Genomic DNA, 21,573 nt, shown 5'->3' with positions numbered 1-21,573 from the left:
GGATGGCGCGCGGGTCTATGGCGACGCGGGCGAATCCGCAGCGCGGCGCATGCCCTAGGTGTCCTTTTTCAACAGATCGGCCAAGCCCTCGAACGGGTTGAAGGTCGTCTGGTTGGCGCTGTCCTTTTGCGTCTTGCCGCGTCCCCCGCCGAGCGAGGCCAGGTGCTCCTCGTACTTCTGGTGCTCGTTGTCGTGGCAATAGATGCACAGCAGTTCCCAGTTGCTGCCGTCCGACGGATTGTTGTCGTGGTTCATGTCCTTATGGTGGACGGTCAGCTCGCGCAGGTTCTCGCGGGTGAATGTTCGGGCGCAGCGTCCGCAGACCCAGGGATAGAGCTTGAGCGCCTGGTCGCGATAGCCTGCCGCGCGCTCGTCGCTGGCCTGGCGTGCCTGAGCGACCACGCGGTCGAGCTTATTGACATCGATCGGTTTGCCGGTCTTGGAATGACGTGGGCCGTTGCTGGTGGCCATCTGTGGGTCCTCATCGAGAAGGTGCGGTTGGCCGATCCGGACGGCTTCGCTGGTTGCCATGGTGGCCGCACTGAGAGACCGGAGATCCGCAAGGCTGGGTGAAATCATGCCGGGAGCCTGATGCGCGAACGGGCTGCGGGGGCTTGTATGCCCGGTGTGCGCAGCAGAGTCCGACGCGCGTCTCAAAGGCGGGATGTTAGCAAACCGTTGCGGGCTTTGTCCCACTGTAATCACCGTCGCTCGGCGCGTTCATCTCGCAAGCGTGTCCGCGTTCGCACACCCTGACGCGCATCTCGCCTATCATCGCGGTTCATGCTTGGTCGGGACGGGGCGAGCGCGACGTCGCGCGTCTCTGGCTCAATCGCGTTTTCGGCACCCGTGCCCTGGCCTGGCGACCGACCATTCAGTTCAGGATCCCGCGAACGATGACGTCCGATTCCCGACCCGGCTCTTCCGTCCAGCGTCTTCCCGCCGAGCAGCTCCATGCCCACGAACTCGCGGCACTGCGCGCCTGGGACAGCCATCCCTGTCCGGCGGGCTGGCAACTGAGCCCGCGTGCGGTTCGCCTCTTCATCCTCGGCAGTGACGGCGAGACGCTCGGCGGCCAGGTCATCGAGCGCAAGATCTACGGCAACGACGTGCTGGTGGAGCGGGCCATCGTCACGCTGGCGGGTCAGCGCGGGCTGCTGTTGGCGGGCGAGCCGGGGACCGCCAAGTCGCTGCTCTCCGAGCTGCTGGCGGCGGCCATCTCCGGCAGCAGCACGCTGACGGTCCAGGGCAGCGCCGGCACGGTCGAGGAGGGTATCCGCTACAGCTGGAACTATGCCTTGCTGCTGCGTGACGGTCCGACCCCGGCGGCGCTGGTGCCCGGCCCGCTGCATCGGGCGATGGAGCAGGGGGCGCTGATGCGCTTCGAGGAGATCACCCGTTGCCCGGTGGAGATCCAGGACCTGCTGATCCCGGTGCTGTCCGATCGCGTGCTGCATGTGCCGGAGCTGAAGGGCGAGGGGGCGATGCTGCTGTCCCGGCCGGGCTTCAACCTCATCGCGACGGCGAACCTGAAGGATCGCGGCGTCAACGAGATGTCATCGGCCCTCAAACGCCGGCTCAACTTCGAGACCATGCAGCCGCTCTCCGACGCCCGGCTGGAGGGCGAGCTGGTGAGCCGCGAGGCGGCGCGTCTGCTGGCGGCGGAGGGCATCGAGACCGCTCCGGCGCCGGATCTGACCGGACTGCTGATCACACTCTTTCAGGAACTGCGCCAGGCCCAGGCGCTGGGCGTTGCGCTTGAGCCGCTGAGCAATGTCCTCTCGACCGCCGAGGCCATCAACGTCCTCTACAGCGCGATGGCCGAATCCTGGTATCTCGGCGGCGGTCCGCCTGGTCCAGCCCAGTTGCTGCGTCATCTCGGCGGCACTGTCATCAAGGACGAAGCGGACGACCGCCGCCGGCTAGGCGACTATCTGCGCCTGGTCCGCAGCCATCGCTCGGACGACCCGGCCTGGCGGGCGCTGCTGGAGGGGGAGGCGTGGCTCTGAGCGCGGCCGAGGCGGGCGAGTCGCGTCTGGATCGCATCCCCTTCGGCCCCGACCTCTGGCTGGTCCCGATCCGTCACCACAGCCCGGCCTGTGCGCTGCATCTCCAGGCCCTGATTCGCCGTGTCCGGCCAAGCCGGATCCTGATCGAAGGCCCCGCCGACGCCACCGCCCTGATCCCGCACCTGGCCGCGAAGGACGCCCGCCCGCCCTTGGCCATCTATTGCTTCCATGCGCCGCCGGCCCGATCGACGGGCGGCGAGCCCGTGCGCTATCGCAGCTTCTTTCCGATGGCCGGCTTCTCCCCGGAATGGATCGCGATCCGCGAGGGGTTGCGGCTCGGTGCCGAGGTGCGATTCATCGATCTCCCCTATGCGGCGCGCATCAGTCTGCCCGACACGGATGCGCCAGAGCCAGACCCAGCTCCCGAGGGTGTCGAGCGCACGCTCGCCGAGGACCGGCTGCTCCAGCAGTCCTGGGCGACCAGCCGTCTGGTCGAGCGCGCCGGCTGCCGAGACTTCAACGAATGGTGGGACCGCTATTTCGAGTCCTGCACCCCGGCCGGCGATCCCGAGACCTTCTTTCGCACCCTGTTGCACTGGTGTCTGCTGCTGCGCCCGGAGGGCGACCCGGACGACGCCGAAACGGCGGCACGCGAGCGTGCGATGGCGAGCGCCGTGCGCAGCGTGCGTGCCGAGGAGGGGCGCTGTCTGGTGGTCACCGGCGGCTATCACAGCGAGGCCATTGCGCGGCTGCTGGAGATGCCTGCCGATGTTGCCGATCCGCCGACCGCCGATCTACGCACGTCGGGTGAGCAGGGTACCTATCTGATTCCCTACTCCCTGTCCCGTCTGGATGCCGCCAATGGCTATGCGGCCGGCATCGCCGACAGCGGCTACTACCAGGCGCTGTGGCGACAACGCGCCCAGCCGGACCCACGGGCCGAGGCGATTCGCGTCTCCGCCGCCCGTGTCGCTCGCCAGATGCGCGAGCGCGGTGAGCCGGTGACCCTGCCCGATGTGCTGGAGGCAACGCTGATCGCGCACCGCCTGGGTGCCTTGCGCGCCTGTCCGCCGGGTCGTCCAGAGCTGTTCGACGCCATGGAGACGGCCTTCGCCAAGACACTGCAGCCGGACCCCGCTGCTTGGCGCCGTTGGCTGCGCGAACTGGCGGCCGAGGCCTGTGTCGGGCGGGTCCCCGAGGGCTATCCGGTAGCGCCGCTGGTCGAGGACTTCCGTGCTCGCTGCAAGCGCTTTCGCCTCGCCTACGCGGCCGGTGCCGAGCGGGTGCGTGTGCTCGATCTCTATCGCTCCGAGCGGCACCGTGAGGTGTCGCGCTTTCTATGGCAGCTCGACTTTCTCGGGATCCCCTATGCCGAGTGGGAGTCCGGTCCCGACTTCGTCGCCGGCACCGGACTCGATCGGGTGCGCGAGACCTGGCGTCTGCGTTGGAGACCGGAGACCGACGCGGCCTTGACCGAATGCAGCCTCTACGGCGCCCAGGTCGGCGAGGCGGCCTCGACTCGGCTGATCGAGCGGCTCGACCAGGGCGGCGATGCCGCATCGCTGTTGATCTCGGCGCTGCAGATGGGGCTGCGCGATCGCATCGACCGACTGCTCGAACGCCTGTCCGTCTGGCTCGGTCAGGAGGGCGACTTCGTGGCGCTGGTTGCCGGACTGGCGCGGATCGAGCTGGCGCGCAACGCTCGACACCTGCTGGAGTCCCAGGACGCACCGGCCCTGGACGCGCTGCTCGGCACCGGCTTCCGTTACGCTTGCCGGCGCCTGTCCTGGATCGGCGACCTGGAACCGGAGCGCGATGCCGACTGCGCCGAGTCCTTGGGGCTGCTGAACGGCCTGGCGCGATCGGACGCACCCTGGTGCGATCTGGGGCTGTTCGGGGACAGTCTGATCGGGGTTGCCGACGGTGCTCCGGCGCCGATCCTGGCCGGACGGGCGGCGGGTATCCTGACCGCGCGCGGGCTTTGGCCGAGCGCGAAGGGGCGCGCGTCACTGGAGCGGGCGATGCGCCAGGGCGAGCTGACCCCGATCAGGTTCGGCGGTTTCCTGCAAGGCTTTCTGCCTCCAACCCGCGCACTGTTGGTCCAGGAACCGAAGCTGATTGCGGCCATGAGCCGGGTGCTGCTGCGCTGGGACGAGGACCAGCTACTCGCGGTGCTGCCGCATCTGCGGCTCGCCTTCACCGCGCTCAAGCCCCGCGAGGCAGCGGATCTGGGGGCGCTGATCGCGCGTCTGCTGTCCGGCGAATCGTCGGCGTCCCCTGTGGTTTGGAGCGATCAGGACCGCGCCGCCGCGCGCCAGCTCCACGACCGGGCCTTCGCGGCCTTGCAGACCTGGGGATTCACCGATGCTGACTGATCTGTCCAACGAGGAGGGCGCCGAGCTGCTGCGCCGTTGGCGGCTGATCCTGGGGCCTGCCGCCGAGGACGGGCTTGTCTCCGGCGCCGCGACCAGCGGTGAGTCCGGTGACCAACAGGGGCAGCGTCATCCCGTCCTCGGCGATCGCGATCGTCAACGCGATGGCCTGCTGGAGCACCTCTATGGCCGCGAGCATGCCAAGCGTGTCTATGAGACCGGCGGCCCCCGACGCGCCGGCCGCGAGTCCTCGGGGCTCAGTGTCCCCCAGTGGCTGGCCGGGGTCCGCGCGCTCTTCCCGCGCTCGACGGCGGAGACCATCCAGCGTCAGGCCCTGGAGCGCTACGGTATGCGGGAGCTGCTGGTCGATCCCGAGGTGCTGCGCCAGGCGCCCGCCGATCTGGAGACGGTGCGACTGCTTATCCAATATCGCTCCCTGCTGTCCGACACGGCCATGGGCGAGGCGCGCCGGCTGATCCGCAAGGTCGTCGCCGAGCTGGAAGAACGCCTGACGCGGCGCGTGCGCAACAGCGTCCTGGGGCCGCGTCTGCGCCAGGAGCACGGCGGTGCGCGCATGCTGTCCAATCTGGACTGGGCGACTACGCTGCGGCGCAACCTCAAGCACTATCAGCCGGAGCTGGGTGTCGTGATCCCGGAGCGGCTGTGGTTCTGGAGGCGCCAGCGGCGACGGCTGCCCTGGGACCTGATCCTGCTCGTCGACCAGAGCGGCTCCATGTTGAGCTCCGTGATTCACAGCGCTGTGGTCGCCGCCGTTTTTCATGGGTTGCGCGTCCTGCGCACCCGTTTGGTCCTGTTCGATACCCGAGTGGTCGACGTCAGCGAGCGTGTCGGCGACCCGGTCGAGCTTCTGCTTGGGGTCCAGCTTGGGGGCGGCACGGACATCGCGGCGGCCATGGACTACGCCCGCAGCAAGGTCGAGACACCGCGTCGGACCCTGATCGTGCTGGTCTCCGACCTCTACGAAGGCGGCAACTCCGCGACGCTCGTCCAGCTGACGGCACGGCTGCATCAGAGTGGTGTCGCGCTGCTCGGACTGGCGGCCCTCGACGACCGGGGCAACCCCGACTACGATCGTCCACTCGCCGCCCAACTTGCCGCCGCCGGCATGGAAATAGGCGCCATGACACCGGATCGCCTAGCCGACTGGGTCGGAGAGACGATGGCCCGCCGGGGTTAGCCTGAAACCGCAGCGTAGGGCGCAATAGGCCGAATCTGACGCCAGATCAGGCAACTGCAAGGCATCGTAAGACCCGCAGCATCACCCATACGCAAGGGCTGGCGGCCGTATTGCGCCGCATGCGAGGTTGGCACGGTGTTGGGGCTGTGCACGGCCTTCCTTGTGGCGAAGGCACGCTGGCAAGACGTCTGGCGTCGGTGTGGCTTCCATTCGGCGCAATACGCTATCGCTATTGCGCCCTACGCGGACTTGCCGCCGCCGGCATGGAAATCGGAGCCATGACACCGGATCGCCTAGCCGATTGGGTCGGAGAGACGATGGCACGCCGGGGTTAGCCTGAAACCGCTTGATCCAGCGTAGGGCGCAATAGGCCTGGTCTGACGCCTGACCAGGCGACTGCAAGGCATCGTAAGACCCGCAGCATCACTCACACGCCAAGGACTGGCGGCCGTATTGCGCCGCATGCGAGGTTGGCACGGTGTTTGGGGCTGGGCGCGGCCTTCCTTGTGGCGAAGGGAAGGCACGCTGGCAAGACGTCTGGCGCCGGTGTGGCTTCCATTCGGCGCAATACGCTATCGCTATTGCGCCCTACGCGGACTTGCTGCCGCCGACATGGAGATCGGCGTCATGACACCGGATCGTCTAGCCGACTGGGTCGGAGAGACGATGCCCGCCGGGGTTAGCCTGAAACCGCGTGACCCGGCGTAGGGCGCAATAGGCCGAGTCTGACGTCAGACCAGGCGACTGCAAAGCATTGTAAGACCCGCAGCATCACCTACACGCCAAGGGCTGGCGGCCGTATTGCGCCGCATGCGAGGTTGACAGGGCAGAGGCGAGGTGGCGGAAGGACCTGGGCGTGAGGCGACTGAGTTCGCCTTCAGCGATCCTTCAGATCCTTCTTCACCGACTTGAGATACACTGGTCCGCCGACCTTCAGTATGCCGTCAAGATGTCCCTATGACACAGGTTCGGACGAGCCAGACACATCCCATCCAGATCTCGGAGGTCCGCGCGAGCCCGTCGCACGGACGGATCGGGATCACCTTCTGTCCGGGCAAGCAGGATCCCTTCGCCCACACGGGCGCCTGGAAGCGCGACCTCGGGACCGATCTGGACGCCATCCGCGACTGGGGCGCCAAGCTGGTGCTGACGCTGGTGGAACCCGAGGAGCTGGCGATGCTCAAGGTGCCGCACCTCGGCCAGGAGGTTGAGAGCCGGGGCATCGTCTGGCGGCATCTTCCCATCGCCGACTATTCGGTTACGAACCAGGCCTTCGAGGATCTGTGGCTCGTCCATGGCCGCGAGATCCGCCAGATGCTCCGCAACGGAGAGGATGTGCTCCTGCACTGCAAGGGCGGCCTCGGGCGGGCCGGCATGATCGCCGCGCGACTGCTCGTCGAACTCGGCATGGAGCCCGACGAGGCGATCCGCGACGTTCGCCGCGAACGCAGGGGCGCCATCGAGACGTCCTCGCAACTCGCCCTGGTGCGCCGAACCCGCCCCATTCCCTGATCCAGGATTCGCGATGACCTCCGATATTCCACCCATCGATACCACCGCCATGCATCGGGTCGGCGGGCAGTTGGGTACCAATCCAGCCGGCCTCTTCGAGGACGATGGCGGACGGCGCTTCTACGTCAAGACGCTGGAGTCCCCGATGCATGCCCGCAACGAGGCGATGGCCGCCCGGCTCTACCGGCTGACCGGTGCCCCGACCCTGACCTATGTGCGCACGGTCGAGCCCGAGCAGATTGCGACACAGTGGGTCCAGCTCGACAAACGCTGCGTGGCGCATCTGAGCGAGCGTGAGCGCCGCCAGGCCCAGCGCTGGTTCGGGGTGCATGCCTGGACGGCCAATTGGGACGCCGCCGGCTTCGACGGGGACAACCAGGGTGTGGTCGACGGACAGGTGCTGACGCTTGATCTGGGCGGCGCGCTGTCCTTTCGCGCCCATGGCGATCCCAAGGGCAAGGCCTTCGGCACCCGGGTCGACGAGCTGGATATCCTGCGCCGCGACGAGGACAACCCGCACGCGCTCCGGCTCTTCGCCGACATGCGTTCCGAGGCCATCGAGGAGGCCATCGAGGTCGTGGTTCGGATCCCGGACGAGCGGATCCTCCAGGTCATCCTCGACGGCGGCGGTAGTCGCAAGCTAGCCGAGAAGATGATTGCGCGTAAGGCGGATATGGCCGGGAGGTTGGGAACCTTCGAGTCGGCCGTAAGCCTCTGCGCCTCGATGATGGAATCGGCTAACGCATGATGTCGATCTGGATCCCGCGCTCGGCGAGCGCATCGCGGCGCGCCGAAAGGTAGCGCTGGAAGCTCGGCTGCCAGCGGTAGGCGCCGGTAGCGACGTAGTCGAGCGCGCCCTGGACGTGGAAGGCCTTCAGATAGCCCTCGGTGCGGAAGACCTCTCGGCCCTCGGTATCGAAGAAGACCAGGCTGGGCGTGTATTCGATCCCCAATTCGGCGGCCCAGTCGCGTCCGCTCGTCTCCTGTCCGTCCGGCGTCTGCAAGGGCTCGCGCGAGAAGACGTCGACAATGGCGGCATCGAAGGCCGCGAGCGAGAGCGCGACCGCCTCGCGGCGCAGGACGTCCTGATGCAGTTCGTCGCACTCCCGGCATACCGGCTGCTCCAGCATCACCACCAGTGGGCGCGGCGATTTCCGGCGGTTGTCGCCGAGCCGTAGCGGCGGGGCGAGAAAGCCCGCCTCTTGGTGCAACTCGCCCTCGGCCTCGCGCGGATTGGTGCGGACATAGAATTCGCTGAAGCGCTCGCCGTCGCGCTCGTGGCGTCCCGCGACGTATCTCAGCGCGGCCGCGAAACGGTGCGGCGGCAGATAGCCGTTCAGCCGCAGCACCGTCTTGCCGGCTTCGTCGAGGAACAGCAGGGTCGGCGTGAACTGCACCCCGAGCAGGGTGGCGAGCTTCTTCTCGGTCGTGGTCTCGCCGTCCAGTCCGGTCACCTCCCGATCCCCCCAGAGGTTGATCGCGATGACGTCGAAGCCCTGGCGCGTCAGCTCGACGATCTCGCGGTCGGTGAAGTTGTCCCTCAGCAGCTTGGCGCAGTAGGGACAGCCGTCCTGGTAGAAATAGAGCAGAACACGCTTGTCCTCGGCCGCGGCCTCCGCGACATCCTCGCTCAGTTCCAGGAAGGAGGTCTTGAACCAGGCGGGCTGTTCCTCGTATCCGGGGTTCTGCATCCCGGCTCCCAGTTCGGCAGGGGCGTCCGAGGCGGCCATCGATGGAGCGGTCAGGAAGAGAAGAGCTAGGATCGTCAGCGCTTGGAGCATGGGGGAAGTCCTCACATGAATCGGCCTCAAGGCACTATGTATGCGATGACCGTCTCTTTAAACGCTTCGGGAGTCGAAGCCAAAAGACAAGACCGACACCGCTTGACCCAGCGTAGGGCGCAATAGGCCGCGACTGACGCCAGAGCAGACAACTGCAAGGCATCGTAAGACCAGCAGCATCCCCCACGCACCGAAGGTTGGCGGCCGTATTGCGCCGCATGTGAGGTTGGCACGGTGTTTGGCTCTAGGCACCGTTTTCACACGGTGAAGGCAAGCAGGCAAGACGTCTGGCGCCGGTGTGGCATTCCTTTCGGCGCAATACGCTATCACTATTGCGCCCTACGCGGGCTTGTTCGCGGGTGCCCGCTTCCGGCGGACCGATGCTCGGATCTCCCTGGTGACCACGTGCTCTCGATGTCAGGCTCGACACGGCCTCGGACCCCGGGGAGTACCCATGCCGCTCGCCAGAGCGTGGCATGGATTGTGGCCTGCCGGAGGGACAAACCCGTCGGCACTCCCAACGCAAAAATTTTCGGGGCTCAACACCAACACCTTCAAGGGCGGCTTCACCCGCTTCCTTTGCACCTCGCCTGCTTTCGTGCCTACGCATCGACACGGCTGTTACCAGCTACGCCGCAAGGCTCGATACTGGGCTCGCGGCTCACGATTACCCAGGCGGGATTCCCATCCGCTAGATCACGCGGCCTTGCCAGGCCGCACTGTCCCTTTTTCTTTTTGATGTACAAGAGCAGGTTGAGACGGATGCGCCTCTGTCATGAGCCACGAAGGGGTTGGACCTCCACCCCGGAGGAGCCAGCGATCTGTGAGGTGGGGCGGCCCAATTGCCACCCGCTCGCGATGGACAAACAACGTCCATCGGTCGCGGGCGGCGCCAGTGAAGAGGGCTTTCCCCGAGACACTTGGACATAGCAGGGAACCGACGCATTTCTGGGGCTCCAGCGAGCCAGGGGCCGGCTATCGACCTCTCAGGAGGCGACGCCGTGGCCTTGATCCAGAAGGGTGACTGGTGCGGATCTCTACGACTCCGTCACCGCCGAAATGAAAGCCGAAGGCGCGCCAACGTCGACGACTGAGCTTGACGCCAACTCGAGAACATGGGATCGACCATGAACGGAGAAGAGCGCTTTATTGATCGGGGGCAGCTAAATGGTGACCCCGTTCCTCGTTAAGCCCGACCCCGCGCCTGACACCGTCCCGAAACACGGTTTTCGGTCAGGTACTACTTACTTCGTCTTGCCTTCCGCAAGAAAAACGAAGCAAGAACTGAAAGCGGAACACTAATAGTCATTGTCATGGCGCTTTGGTTAAGAACATATGCTTCTGCATATTGCTCTGATATTGCCAGCATGCTCAATATGTATGACAGTATGAGGCATATTGCCGGTATTGCTGAAGCCACAAAATAAAACGCGACAACTCCATATTTTTTCTTTGTGTTATGATGCGTCATCGTGACTATTAGGAGCGATAAGCCAGCAACAAACAAAGTGGATGACAGCTTAAGAAGCTGGTCGTACCTTAAGTCGTACGGAACGCCTATGGAGAAAAGAACAATTCCGCCAACAATTAGGATGCTACCCATGTAGCCAATTTTGCGCTGCAGCCGTATTTTCTTATTTAAAAAGAATATCATCGGCTTTCACATTTGCATGGTTCAACGGAACTGCTGACAACAGTAGATATTCCAGCCCCGAATGCGATTGAAGCGTCCTATCCCATTTGGTGTCCACCCCCCACCTCCCCCCCCCCTCCAATTGCTCGAGCATCTCCTAACTGCAGCGCCTGGTAGCTATATCCAGCCCAGGTCATTCCCCATGACGCATAAGCATACTTTGCGCTACCGCCGAATACGAATGGATCAACCCTGGCAAGATCGTCGACAAAATCGACGTTGCGGCTATATGTAGCAGAAGCGGGTATGCCGACGGCTAACGTTGGGCCTCCTGCTATCACTTCTGCCTTACCTTTCTGGCCGTTGAGGTAGATAATCACACGGGACGTAACAGGACCGCAATCCCTCTGGATCGGACTGCAGCACGCGGCTGAGTTCGTGCTCGCTCTCGAGGCTCAGCGCTCTGCGGGGGCGAGTTATGGGTAAAGCTATGACTCTCGCAAGGGCAGCAAAAACGGGCGCACGAGTCTGGGGCAATCCGGCTAACCAGTCCAATCGTATGCGCTAATATTTTGATGCGATCGCCCGCCCTGCTGGGCGAGGCCTTCCTCGCGGCGAAGGCAAGTTGGCAAGACGTCTGGCGCCGGTGTGGCATTCCTTTCGGCGCAATACGTTATCGCTATTACGCCCTACGCGGGCTCTCTCTCCGGTGGGGTAGGCATTCAGCTGCGCACGACCTGATTTCTGCCTTGATTCTTGGCCCGATACAGGGACTCGTCGGCCGCCGCCACGAGCTGTTCGGCGGTGACGCCTTCGTGGGGATTCGCCGCAGCGACTCCGAAGGACATGGTCAGGCGATCGCTCGTCTCGGAATTTTCGTGTTTGATCGCTAGATCCTCAATGGCCGAACGGATTCTTTCGGCCGTGGTGAGGGCGCCTGCGCTATCGGTATTCGGAAGCAGGATCAAAAATTCTTCACCGCCATAGCGGCTGGCCAGGTCGCCGGGACGATGGAGACAGCGTTCGATGGTTCGTGCGGCCTTGATCAGGCATTCGTCGCCGCCCTGATGGCCATATTGATCGTTGAACTTCTTGAAATGATCGATATCGCATAGGATAGCGGCCATGGGTTGGCGCTCCCGAGCGAGCCTTTTCCATTCATGGCGCAGACGCTCATTTAGAAGTCGCCGGTTCGCCAAGCCGGTCAAGCCGTCCTTTTTCGCCATTCGTTCCAGTTCGGTGTTGGCCTTACGGAGTGCGTCCGTGCGCTCGGCGACCGCTCGTTCCAGCCGTTCTTTGGTTCGTCGTTCGGTTTCAATCAATTGTTTCTGGAAGAGCGTATTCTGATTCTGTAATAACCGGACCCGGTAGGCCAGGGCGAGCGAGAGCGTCGTGAATTCGGCTAAGGAGCCTGGCATATACAGATACCGCGAGAGCGGGTTGTAGGGAATCAGGCCCATCAACAGCAGGGCGAGCACGATAATTCCTGAGAAATAGAGCCCCATGCTCAAGAGGTAGTAGCCGGCGAGGGTGATGTTCTTCATTACCGCGTAAACACCGAGTAGCATGAAGAACAGATAGGAAGGAAAGGCGAGAAAGGTAATGTAATGGTAGTAGGTGATCTCAATATAGCTTGCAATTCCATGAATGATTGCAATGCCGGCTATCCCGATCAGCACCTTGTCGATTCGCGGGAGATTGATCGGGGTCTGAAGGAGCTGTCTGGTGAACAGTGCGAGAAATACGAGTACGAGGTCGACGACCGAGTTCAGTCGGTAATGCATGATCTCGCTGACGCCCAGGTAGAGGTCGAAACCGCTATAAATTAAAACCCAACTGATATAGCATGTGCCATGTAGCACGTAATATAGATAGAGTTTTTCGCGCAATGCGAAGAATAAGAAGAGGTTGTATGCGACTAGCGCGGAAGTCGCACCGAAGTAGAACATGTACCAGGCTGTCTGCAGGAGTTCCCAGTTCAGAAACGCTTCCGGCTCGTTGCAATGAATTCCGATTGTGATCATTCCGTAATTGGAATGAAGCTTCAAATAAATGGTTTTTGTCTCGTTCGGTCCGATGTTGACCGGGAAGATCGGGTTTCTATTATGAACTGGGCGGTTATCGATTGGCGTCGCGAGCCCTGCCGATTGGAACCTCCATTCATCTCCTTCTCTATAGTAGATGTTGGCATATTTCGCGAAAGGTTCGTCAAAGCGAACGATACGGTTGACGGGTTTTTCCGAACTGTTCGTGAGTCGAAAGATGAGCCAATAATCGATGTTAGGGGATTTGATATATACACGAGCAGGTTTCAGGGTACCGGTCGGTCCATCACCCTTGATTTGATCGGACGCAATCTCGTCGATTGTCAAGCTTCTCGATGGGTCCATAATGGTGTAGACCCTGAATCGGTCTGGTGAGATTCCTGCTGTTGAGACCTCGTAAGTGGGTATTCGGCTGGCGCTGGAAATATCCGTGCCGGCAATTCCTGGGCAAGCCATCAGAAACAGGAGGACCGATACGATGGATCGAGTGAAATGCAAAATCGGATTGCCCATTTTCGTTTTGAATATGCTGAGCTAACGCCAATTTTTCGGCGTTTGCTCGCCTACAATGACGAGGTTTTCCGTCAGTAACGATCGTAAGTCACCATCAGATTGGTTCGGGTGACGAAAGAAATTCTCGCAAGCCGCTTTGAAGTCGGCGAACGACTCAAAATAGCGGTTATAGAGCACTATCTTTTTAAAATACTTCCAGAATCGCTCGATCAGATTGAGGTTTGGCGCATAGGGCGGAAGAAAGAGCAATTGCACGCGTGATGTCTCCAAGTGCTTACGAACCGCCTTGGAGCGATAGTAGCGAGCATTGTCGCAAATCACGTGAATCACCGCCGCGTCTGGATGCCGCTGCTCGATTTGCTGCAGCAGAGCGATGGTCGAGACACCGCATTCATGCTGTCGTCGAAACGGACGTTGGAGCGGATCTTGCAAACCTCGCCGCGCTTGATCCAGCCCTGGGCGATGAGTGGACTGTGCTGCGGGTGGACCGCATCCATGAAATAGATGGGATCCGCATCACCCTTGGTTTTCTTGAGTTTTTCGTGCTCGGCGAGGAAGGTTTTCTGTGCCTCGGGATCGGCCGTTCCAGGGATGAGCTTGGGCTTCTTGCTAGACGTAGTCCAGGCGGCTTTCAGGCGTTTGCTCTGGATACCGAGCTTGGTGTCGTCGTGCTTGAGGCGCGTCAAGTCAACGCGCCGCATCACCGCCAGATTTTCCCGGGCATCGGGATTGTGCTGGCGCGGGCGAAGACCGACACGTCGGTGCCGGTGCTGGCGATCTAATAGCGCGTCTTACGCTGGAATGGAACGGTTATCCCGACGGACTTCATGCGCTCTTGGCCCATGACGGCCTCTGCCAGCCCGAATAGGCCGTCGACGGACACGACGATCAGCTGGATCTGGTATGGCGGTCCCCGACGGCGTGAGTCATGCGGGGTCTCGGCCAGCTCATCTCTGGCGCGATAGGCTCCACCCAAGGTTATGCGGATTCGGCACGGCGCCTAGCCGGGATGCCCCGATCTCCGACAGGAGCCTGCAGGGTTGCGATGATTCGGCGCATCGTCGCCTGGAAGGCCACGCGTTCCTCGTATTCGAGCCCCGCTAGCGCGTCGGCGTTCACCGCCTCGGCCGCCGCCGTTGCCGGACCTTCGAGTGCGCGCGCCTGATCTGTCAGCCAGATGCGCTGCACCCGCCCGTCGGCCGGATCCTTGCGACGCTGGATCAGGCCGTCGCGTTCCATGCGCGTCAGCGTGTTGGCCATGGTCGGCTGCTCGATGTCCAGGTGCTCGATCAGTTCGCGCTGGGTCAGACCATCGCCCTCCCACAGCACCAGCAGCGCCGGGAAGGTCCCTGTGCTCAATCCCAGCGGCTTGATCCGTGCCTGAAGCTCGCGCGCGAACAGCCGCGCCAGGTGATTGGCGAGATAGCCCGCCGACTCGTCTTTGTTGAAGGTCATCTGATCTCGTCTCGATTGAAGCCTGTCCCACGTTGTCCGGAAGGATGCGATCGACGCATCCCAGCGGCCGGATTCCGTCTTGGTACCACTTGCATAGCTTGATATGCAATGTTATATAGCCTGCTATGTTTTTTATTCGAGACGGAGTTATGCCATGCCCAGACGCCTCCATCCCGTCGCCGGCGCGATCGCGCTGCTGACCATCCTGACCTTCTGGGTCGCCACGGTCTTGGCAGAGACGCTTGGCGACACGGCCACCATCGTCGCAGTCAAGACCGCCATTCCCTGGGGCCTGACGATCCTGATCCCGGCTCTCGCGGCGGTTGGCGGGTCGGGCTTCGCGATCGCGCGCGACCGGTCCGGCGGACTGGTCGCCGCCAAGCGCCGACGCATGCCGCTTATTGCCGCGAACGGTCTGCTGATCCTGGTCCCCTGTGCCTTCCTGCTGTCCTTCAAGGCTCAGTCGGGCACGCTCGATGCGGTCTTCTATGGCGTTCAGGCCGTCGAGCTGATCGCGGGGGCCGTCAACATTGCCCTGCTTGGCATGAGTCTGCGCGACGGTCTGCGTTTGAGCGGTCGGCTGCGCACCGCCACCGCCTGAAGACCCGGAAGGATCCATCTGAGGAGAGAAACCATGCGTACCAAGCACGTCTTGCTCGTTGCACTTCCCGCGCTGGCACTCGCCGGCTGCGGCGCCCCTCATCTGAAGACCCTGCACAGGGCCGAACAGGCGCTGATCGGCGAGGATGCCGATGTATTGGCGCATTGCATCGGCGAACCACTGGAGATCCGTGATGTGCCCGGCTCCTCTTCGACGCGGCTGCATCGGTACTCGTCGGCCCAATCGCACGATGCCGAGGGACGACTGCTGGCCGAACCCGCCCCGGATCCCGAACGCGATGCCTCGGCCTGCGTCTTCGACATTCGGGTGCGCGATGGGCGCATCGTCTCGATTGCGCACGACAATCGTGCAGGCTGGGGATTCGGCCGCATTAAGCGGTGCTCGGCGGTGGTCGAGCGCTGCGTAGACTCTCGATAGGTGCGGCCCTGTGCCAAGGGTCACGAAACGCGCCGCGACTTCGGGTTAAGGTTCCCAACTTGCTCGGGCGCGCCGTCGACTCCCATCCGAGTCGAGCAGGCGCGTCCGTTCGGGCGATGCATCGCCGACAACAAAAGAACCGACCCGAGGAGACCTCGCCCCATGGGGACGCTGACCACCGCTATCCAGGAAGACGATGCCCAGGCCATCGAGCAGGCACTGACTCCAGACAGTTTGGAGAACCCGATCGATGACCAGGGGCTGACGCCTCTGGGCTATGCCGTGGAGCATCAGCGCCCCGGTGCGGTCGCCTTGCTGCTGACCCAGGGGGCGGATCCGATGCGTCTCGATGCCTCCGGCAAGACGCCGCTGCTGCGAGCGTTGGAGGGTGGGCGCGAGACCGCCGAGCTGGTGCTGGACGCCATCGTCGAGCGTGGACTGATCAACGGTGACTGTCGGCGGGTGATCATGCGCGTGTTGATGGGGCGCTGGGTCGAGTCTGAGGACCGCCGGGCCTGTCTGGACCCGCTGGGCATCGACCGCAAGCGTCAGGCGGCGCTGTTCGACCAATTCGACCGGTACGAGGCCAAGCGGCGAGCCGTCGCGCTCGTCGAGCGTCTGCGGGCCTTCTGTGGGGCCTATGTCGAGATGGCGGCGGGGCTCTCCGGCGTGCCGGATGCGCCGGACACCGAGACCCTCTTCGGCTTTCTGATGCATGAAAGCGATGCCGAGCCCGTGACCGCCTGGCTCTTGGCGCTGAAGGCGCGGATCGAAGCGGGGGCGCGTCCCGATGTTGCATGGCAGGACTATCGTCCGTTGCTGGCCGAGGTCCGCAACCTGGACGCGGATCAGCGGACCGGCGAGGTCTACGCCCGCTGGGTGATGCTGGAGGCACCCTTCTTTTCGATCGAGGCGTTGGTGGCGGGACGCATCGCCGCCGAGGCGGCGATCAATGTCGATACGCAGGCGAAGGCGATCACGCGGGCGGCACGGGCGGGGCTGTTCGATCTGAGGGGTTGGATCCTGACCATCGTCTCGGGTATCGATTTCGAGGAGGGCGCCGATGCCGACAATCCCTGGCTGGCGCTGGTCGATGAGCGGACCCGGACCTTCATGCTGGAGCACCCCCGGCGGTTGCGCAACGACGCCTTCCAGTATCTGGCGGGCGTCATGGACCTGCTCGGATCCGCGTTCGACGGCTTCGCGGGTTTCGTCGCGGCCTTGACGCCGTCCCAGCGTGTTGCCTTTGCCGCGCATCATCTCTCCGCCTGCAAGGGTCAGCCGGGCGGCTGGCTCGCGATGGCGCGCGTCCTGGCGAGCGAGGGGCTGCTGCCCGCGCAGTTGCCTGCACGCGGCGACAGTGCGAGCTGGGATGGCATGGCCGACTGGCTGATCGCCGAGGTCGGCAGCGACCTGACCCTGGAACTGCTCGAACGGATCGGGGCGGACGGGGCGCGTCGCTGCTATCGCTGGTCCGACAGCGTGCAAGGCCAGGTCCAGGCGCGGGTGTTGAGTCATTGGGTCGAGGCGCATCCCGATGGGGTCGATCGTCTGCGGGCCTCGCATCTGTGCTTGGTCGGTGACCGCGCCTTGCTGCGGCGGCTGATCCTCGACAGCCGCTGCGATTCTGAGCTGCAAGAGGTGGCGATCGCCAACCTGGGCTGGCAGCTCGATGGGTTGGCGCCGGACGAGGAACTGTTGGCCTTGCGCCGAGCGGATTGTCTGCGCATCTGGTGCGAGCAGCCATCGATCCTCCCGGATGAGTGGATGGACTGGTTTTGGGCGCACCGCGTCGCGGGCGATGAGCGAGTCCTGTTGCTCAAGGCCTTCTCGCAGGCGGCCTCGGTGACCGAGGATGAGGAGGACGAGGAGGGCGGGGCGCTCGCGGAGGTTGCGGGGCCGGCCCTCGACCGGCTGCGCGACTGGTATCTGCAAGACCCGGCCCTGTCCGATCGGGCGTTCTCGACGATCGAGGAGGTCGACTGGCGCGTCGCGAACGCGGCCTGGGATTGGCTCGGTTTCGCGAGCCGTCGCGCCGTGCTGAATGCGCTCGCGAGCGAGCTCGATGGGGCTGGAGACTATCGATTGAACCATTGGCTCAATCAGCCGTCCGTGGTCGCGCTGCTCGATCGAGGTATGGCCGATGATCCCGCCCCCCTGCTGGCACAGCGCGATGCCGCCCGCTGGGCCTTGCTGCATCTGTGTGAGGCGGGATTCGAGGCGAGCCTGCCTCAGCTACAGGCGCTCGCGAGCCAGAAAACGGTCTTGCCGCATGCGGCCAAGGGACTGGCCCGGATTTCGCCCGGACGTCTGCGCGATGCTGGCCTGCTGTCCGACAGCCGTAAGGCGGTCCGCGATCTCGCACTGCGCGGTCTCTGCGAGCGCAGCGATGCCGATGCGGCGCCGGTGCTGGAGGACTGTCTCGGCGAGCGGGCGAGCCGCTGGACCGACATCCAGCGCGGCCACATCCTCGATCGGCTGGAGCACTTCGGTCGCGACGTCTCGGACCTGGATCCACTGATGGGCGCGGATCTCGCCGCCTTCGAGGCCCAGGCGCTCAAGGGACTGAAGGGCAAGCGCAGCGATGCGCTGGAGCGATTGTGGAATCCGCGCATCGAGGACCTGGACCTGCCGTTCTCGCGCGATGCCTTGCACTGGAGCTGCATGCTGGTGCGCGACGAGGAATGGGGGCAGATGCCGCGTGGCGTGCGGCAGTTGTGGGCGCTGCTCGGCACCGAGCAGCGCGCCGAGCTGGCATCCCGGTTGGTGGATGCCTGGGGGCAGGGCGCGGCGGACAACAAGGACCGCTGGGTGCTGCGTCTGGCGTCGGCCTTCGGGGATGACCGGCTGGTTCCCCAGCTCAAGGAGCTGGTCGCGCTCTGGAACAAGAAGCACTACCAGCGCGCTGGATGGGTGGTCGGAACCCTCGGGGAGCTGGATACCACCTATGCGCTCTTTACGCTCGATGAGATCCGCAAGACCGGCAAGTATCGGGACGTGGTGCGCGGGGATGCCTACCAGGCCCTGCGGCATGCCGCCGAGCGTCGGGGTCTCCCGCTCCAGGAGCTGTACGACGAGCTGGTGCCCACGCTGGACATGGGGCCGGATGGTTTGGTGCTGGACGTCGGCCCCTATGTCTATCGCGCCCTGTTGATGCCGGACCTGTCGCTGCGGGTCATCCACGGTGGTACGGGCAAGCAGAGCAAGTCACTGCCCAAGGCCAAGAAGGACGAGGACCCGGCGCTGCGCGCGGTGGCCGAGAGCCGCTTCGCGCTGCTGAAGAAGAACGTCAAGCCGGTGGTCCAGCAGTTGGGGCCACGGCTTGAGGAGGCCTTCGACTGCGGCAAGTCCTGGAGCACGGGGCGCTGGCAGCAACTGTTCCTGGAGCATCCGATCCTGCTGCTCGTCGGCAAGAGCCTGATCTGGAGCGGCACGACGGCGCAGGGCGTTCAGAGTTTTCGCATCAGCGAGGACGGCTCGCTGATCGATCGCGAGGACGAGCCGGTCGTGCTCGTCGAGGGCGAGGTGCGTCTCTGGCATCCGTTGGAGTCGACGGAGGCGGAGATCGCCGGTTGGCGCGACCACTTCGCCGACTATGAGTTGACCCCCTTCATCGTCCAGACCGAGGCGCCCGTGAACGGCCTGGAGGACGAGGAGCGCGCATCGCTGTCGCTCAGCCGCTTCTCCGGTGCCAAGGCGCCTTGGGGTAACGTCAAGCGACTCATGACCAAGTGGGACTACAGGGTCGCGGATCAGGACGGCACCCACATCTTCGGCTACACCCACGGCTATCCGCTCAGCCGGATCCGGGTCGAGATCGGCATGCAGGAATGCCAAATCAGTATGAGCTTCGACGAGGACTGCATCCTCGGCGACCTCGAATTCCGGCGTATGGGCGAGGAGTGGGGCTCATCCAACCTGCTTGCCTTGGGCGAGGTGCCGCCACGGCTCGTCGCGACCGTCATCGAGAAACTGCGCATCCTCACCAAGTCGTGACGCTCGCCGCCATCGACGCCTGGCTCGCCGAGATCGGCGACGGGGACATCGAGGACTGGGCCAACAAGGGTCTGCTGCGACGCGGGCGCAAGCTGGCGGATGCCAGCGGCGCGGATGGCGTCGAGACGGACGGCGAGCGGTTGACGACGCGGCTCGACGGTCATCGTCAGACGTTGAGCGGACCGGGCTTCGATCGGCTCGACTGCGGCTGTCCGGCGACCGCGACCTGTCACCACCTGGTGGCGCTGCTGTTGCTGGCCAAGACGGCGCGGAAGGCGAGTGTCGCGGAGTCGGAAGCGGCCGACCCGGACTGGCTGCTCGGAGACGAGGCCCCGCTGGTCCGGGCATTGGGCCGGGCGCATTGGGATCGCGCCGGGCGTTGGATGCGGCTCGGTCTGATCCCGGAGCTGGAGGAGGGGTCTGCGGGCTGGGTCGCCGAGGTCACGGAGCGCGAGAGCGAGCGTGTGCGCATGGCCCGATCCGCTGGACCCGAGGCCGCGACCTGCACCTGCGGCGCGCCCCGTTGCCCGCATCGGGCGCTGGTGGTCCTGGAGCTGCGCCGCCGCTTGGGTCTGTTCGACCCGGCGTCGGTCGAGAACGCGCTGAGCCGCGATCAGACCGAGTCGCTCGCGGCCATCGCTCGGTGGATGACGCAACTGGCGGGCGCCGGGCTGACCGGACTGTCCCCGGCGATGACCGATCAGGGGAGCGTCCTGGGCACGGCGGCCCGTCAGGCGGATCTTCCGCGCGTCGGTGCACTGATGGCTGCGCTGCTGGACCTGCTGGAGCAGGATCGTCAGGGACGCAGCTTTGCCGACGTGCGGGGCATCGGCGGCACGCTCGCTGCATTGCGCCTGCTGGTCGGCAGTCTCGAAAAGGCGGCGCCGCAGGTCCCCTTGCTGCGTCTGACCGGCGTCAATCGTGCCCTCTATCGCAAGGTTGCCGGACTGCGGTTGATCGGTGTGGCCGCCGAGCATTGGCAGGGACGACTGGGTCAGGAAGGTCTCAGCGTCCATTGTTACGCGCCTGGTGAAGGGCGCTGGTACCGTCTGACCGAGACCCGCCGTCCACTGCAAGACCAACAGGGCCACTGGGATCCAGTCGAGGTCTGGAGGCATGGTCGCTGGGCCGAGGGTCCGCCGCTGCGCGAGCTGCCGGCCTCCGAGGTGTTGTTGCGGACCGGTTGGGTCAGTGCCGAGGGGCGTCTGTCCGGGCGCCCAGGTACCCGTCTGGAGCACTGCGCACTGCGCGATCCGGCGGCGGAACTGCCGGTCGAGACCGACTTTGCCACCCTGCGCGGACGCTTCGCCGAGGCCATGGTCCAGGACCTCATGGCGCCACCGCCGCGTTTGCCGGTGGTGATCCGTATCGTCCAGACCGGCTCCCGGCAATTCGATCCGCATACCCAATGGTGGACGCAGACCGTGACGGATTCCAAGGGTGCGGAGCTCTCCATCGGCATTCTGGTCCGCGATCCCGTCAGCGCCTTGAAGCGCCAGCGCATGGAGACCCGAGCACCGGGCACGGCCCAAGGCTGGCTGCTGTTCGGGACCCTCTATCGCGCCCAGGCCGGCTTGGCGCTCGATCCCATCGCCCTCTTGAACGACGGAGCCGCCGCATGGATGAGTCTGACCCTGTAGATGCTACCGGCATCGATCGCTTGCTCGACCGCTGGCGGGCCTGTCTCGAACTCTGGCTACAGACCGGCTGCGCCTCACCCTCCGCCGCCGCGCGCTCCGCGCTCGACCGGCTCTTGGACGAGGAGGGGAGCGCCGAGTGGCCACAGGTCCAGCGTCTCGCACAAAGGCTGTCGCGCGCGGAGGATGCCTCGACCGCCACGGCGGCCTTCTTGGATCTCCTCGTCTGGCTGGAGACCCTGCAGCGGCTGCGCGATGCGGATCGCCTGGCGCACCCGGCGGGGTGCCGCGCCGAAGGGACGCCTCAGCCGCTCGCCTAGATGACCATACCGCAATGGAGTCGAGACGAAAATGCGCCATGATTGATGCTTGAAGCCAAGCCG

Annotated in this window: 16 protein-coding genes; 10 read left to right on the top strand and 6 right to left on the bottom strand. The window is 64.4% G+C overall.

Annotated elements, in window-relative coordinates; all coding sequences use genetic code 11:
- Positions 1 to 54: 54 nt before the first annotated feature.
- Positions 55 to 471 carry a YajD family HNH nuclease gene (locus THIDRDRAFT_RS04485; RefSeq protein ID WP_007039619.1) on the bottom strand — a complete coding sequence of 139 codons (417 nt, stop codon included), beginning with the start codon at positions 469 to 471 and terminating at the stop codon, positions 55 to 57.
- A 425-nt stretch (positions 472 to 896) separates the two neighbouring features.
- Here THIDRDRAFT_RS04485 and THIDRDRAFT_RS04480 point away from each other — a divergent pair, with 425 nt between their 5' ends.
- From THIDRDRAFT_RS04480 to THIDRDRAFT_RS04460, 5 genes are all read left to right on the top strand, one after another.
- Positions 897 to 2,009: an ATP-binding protein gene (locus THIDRDRAFT_RS04480; RefSeq protein WP_007039618.1), complete on the top strand. Its 1,113-nt coding sequence runs from the start codon at positions 897 to 899 to the stop codon at positions 2,007 to 2,009.
- The gene (locus THIDRDRAFT_RS04475) at positions 2,000 to 4,384 is read left to right on the top strand and encodes a DUF5682 family protein (RefSeq protein WP_007039617.1); all 2,385 of its coding nucleotides are present in this window, start codon (positions 2,000 to 2,002) and stop codon (positions 4,382 to 4,384) included. Before THIDRDRAFT_RS04480 ends, THIDRDRAFT_RS04475 begins: the two co-directional genes overlap by 10 nt.
- Positions 4,374 to 5,579 (top strand): VWA domain-containing protein, encoded by a 1,206-nt coding sequence (locus THIDRDRAFT_RS04470; RefSeq protein WP_007039616.1) that lies wholly within the window; start codon positions 4,374 to 4,376, stop codon positions 5,577 to 5,579. Before THIDRDRAFT_RS04475 ends, THIDRDRAFT_RS04470 begins: the two co-directional genes overlap by 11 nt.
- Before the next feature lie 957 nt (positions 5,580 to 6,536).
- A complete protein-coding gene (locus THIDRDRAFT_RS04465; RefSeq protein ID WP_007039615.1) occupies positions 6,537 to 7,091 on the top strand; it encodes a cyclin-dependent kinase inhibitor 3 family protein in 555 nt (184 codons plus the stop codon).
- A 13-nt stretch (positions 7,092 to 7,104) separates the two neighbouring features.
- Entirely contained in the window at positions 7,105 to 7,839 is a 735-nt protein-coding gene (locus THIDRDRAFT_RS04460; RefSeq protein ID WP_007039614.1) for a hypothetical protein, read from the top strand.
- On the opposite strand, the gene THIDRDRAFT_RS04455 is transcribed toward THIDRDRAFT_RS04460, so the two are convergent.
- From THIDRDRAFT_RS04455 to THIDRDRAFT_RS04430, 5 genes are all read right to left on the bottom strand, one after another.
- Entirely contained in the window at positions 7,829 to 8,872 is a 1,044-nt protein-coding gene (locus THIDRDRAFT_RS04455) for a thioredoxin family protein (RefSeq protein ID WP_007039613.1), read from the bottom strand. The two genes, THIDRDRAFT_RS04460 and THIDRDRAFT_RS04455, sit on opposite strands and share 11 nt — an antisense overlap.
- Before the next feature lie 2,355 nt (positions 8,873 to 11,227).
- Complete coding sequence (locus tag THIDRDRAFT_RS04445) at positions 11,228 to 13,063, bottom strand: sensor domain-containing diguanylate cyclase (RefSeq protein WP_083827433.1); 1,836 nt, start codon at positions 13,061 to 13,063, stop codon at positions 11,228 to 11,230.
- A gap of 21 nt (positions 13,064 to 13,084) precedes the next feature.
- Positions 13,085 to 13,384 carry a transposase gene (locus THIDRDRAFT_RS26660; RefSeq protein ID WP_245535783.1) on the bottom strand — a complete coding sequence of 100 codons (300 nt, stop codon included), beginning with the start codon at positions 13,382 to 13,384 and terminating at the stop codon, positions 13,085 to 13,087.
- A 5-nt stretch (positions 13,385 to 13,389) separates the two neighbouring features.
- Positions 13,390 to 13,764 (bottom strand): hypothetical protein, encoded by a 375-nt coding sequence (locus tag THIDRDRAFT_RS26655; RefSeq protein WP_007039609.1) that lies wholly within the window; start codon positions 13,762 to 13,764, stop codon positions 13,390 to 13,392.
- 277 nt (positions 13,765 to 14,041) lie between these two features.
- Positions 14,042 to 14,518, bottom strand: coding sequence for a MarR family winged helix-turn-helix transcriptional regulator (locus THIDRDRAFT_RS04430; protein WP_007039608.1), 477 nt, complete (start codon positions 14,516 to 14,518; stop codon positions 14,042 to 14,044).
- Positions 14,519 to 14,672: 154 nt separating this feature from the next.
- Here THIDRDRAFT_RS04430 and THIDRDRAFT_RS04425 point away from each other — a divergent pair, with 154 nt between their 5' ends.
- From THIDRDRAFT_RS04425 to THIDRDRAFT_RS04405, 5 genes are all read left to right on the top strand, one after another.
- Positions 14,673 to 15,119, top strand: a complete 447-nt coding sequence (locus tag THIDRDRAFT_RS04425; protein ID WP_007039607.1) for a hypothetical protein — start codon at positions 14,673 to 14,675, stop codon at positions 15,117 to 15,119.
- Positions 15,120 to 15,152: 33 nt separating this feature from the next.
- Positions 15,153 to 15,557, top strand: coding sequence for a hypothetical protein (locus THIDRDRAFT_RS04420; RefSeq protein WP_007039606.1), 405 nt, complete (start codon positions 15,153 to 15,155; stop codon positions 15,555 to 15,557).
- 162 nt (positions 15,558 to 15,719) lie between these two features.
- Positions 15,720 to 19,553 (top strand): DUF4132 domain-containing protein, encoded by a 3,834-nt coding sequence (locus THIDRDRAFT_RS23560; RefSeq protein WP_007039605.1) that lies wholly within the window; start codon positions 15,720 to 15,722, stop codon positions 19,551 to 19,553.
- The gene (locus tag THIDRDRAFT_RS04410; RefSeq protein WP_007039604.1) at positions 19,550 to 21,193 is read left to right on the top strand and encodes a hypothetical protein; all 1,644 of its coding nucleotides are present in this window, start codon (positions 19,550 to 19,552) and stop codon (positions 21,191 to 21,193) included. Before THIDRDRAFT_RS23560 ends, THIDRDRAFT_RS04410 begins: the two co-directional genes overlap by 4 nt.
- Positions 21,172 to 21,510, top strand: a complete 339-nt coding sequence (locus THIDRDRAFT_RS04405) for a hypothetical protein (RefSeq protein ID WP_007039603.1) — start codon at positions 21,172 to 21,174, stop codon at positions 21,508 to 21,510. The genes THIDRDRAFT_RS04410 and THIDRDRAFT_RS04405 overlap by 22 nt, the downstream gene beginning before the upstream one ends.
- The last annotated feature ends 63 nt before the right edge of the window (positions 21,511 to 21,573 follow it).

It is taken from the genome of Thiorhodococcus drewsii AZ1 (assembly GCF_000224065.1).
GTDB lineage: Bacteria > Pseudomonadota > Gammaproteobacteria > Chromatiales > Chromatiaceae > Imhoffiella > Imhoffiella drewsii.
The sequence above is the reverse complement of the archived record's forward strand: the minus strand, read 5'-3'. Positions and strand labels throughout refer to the sequence as shown.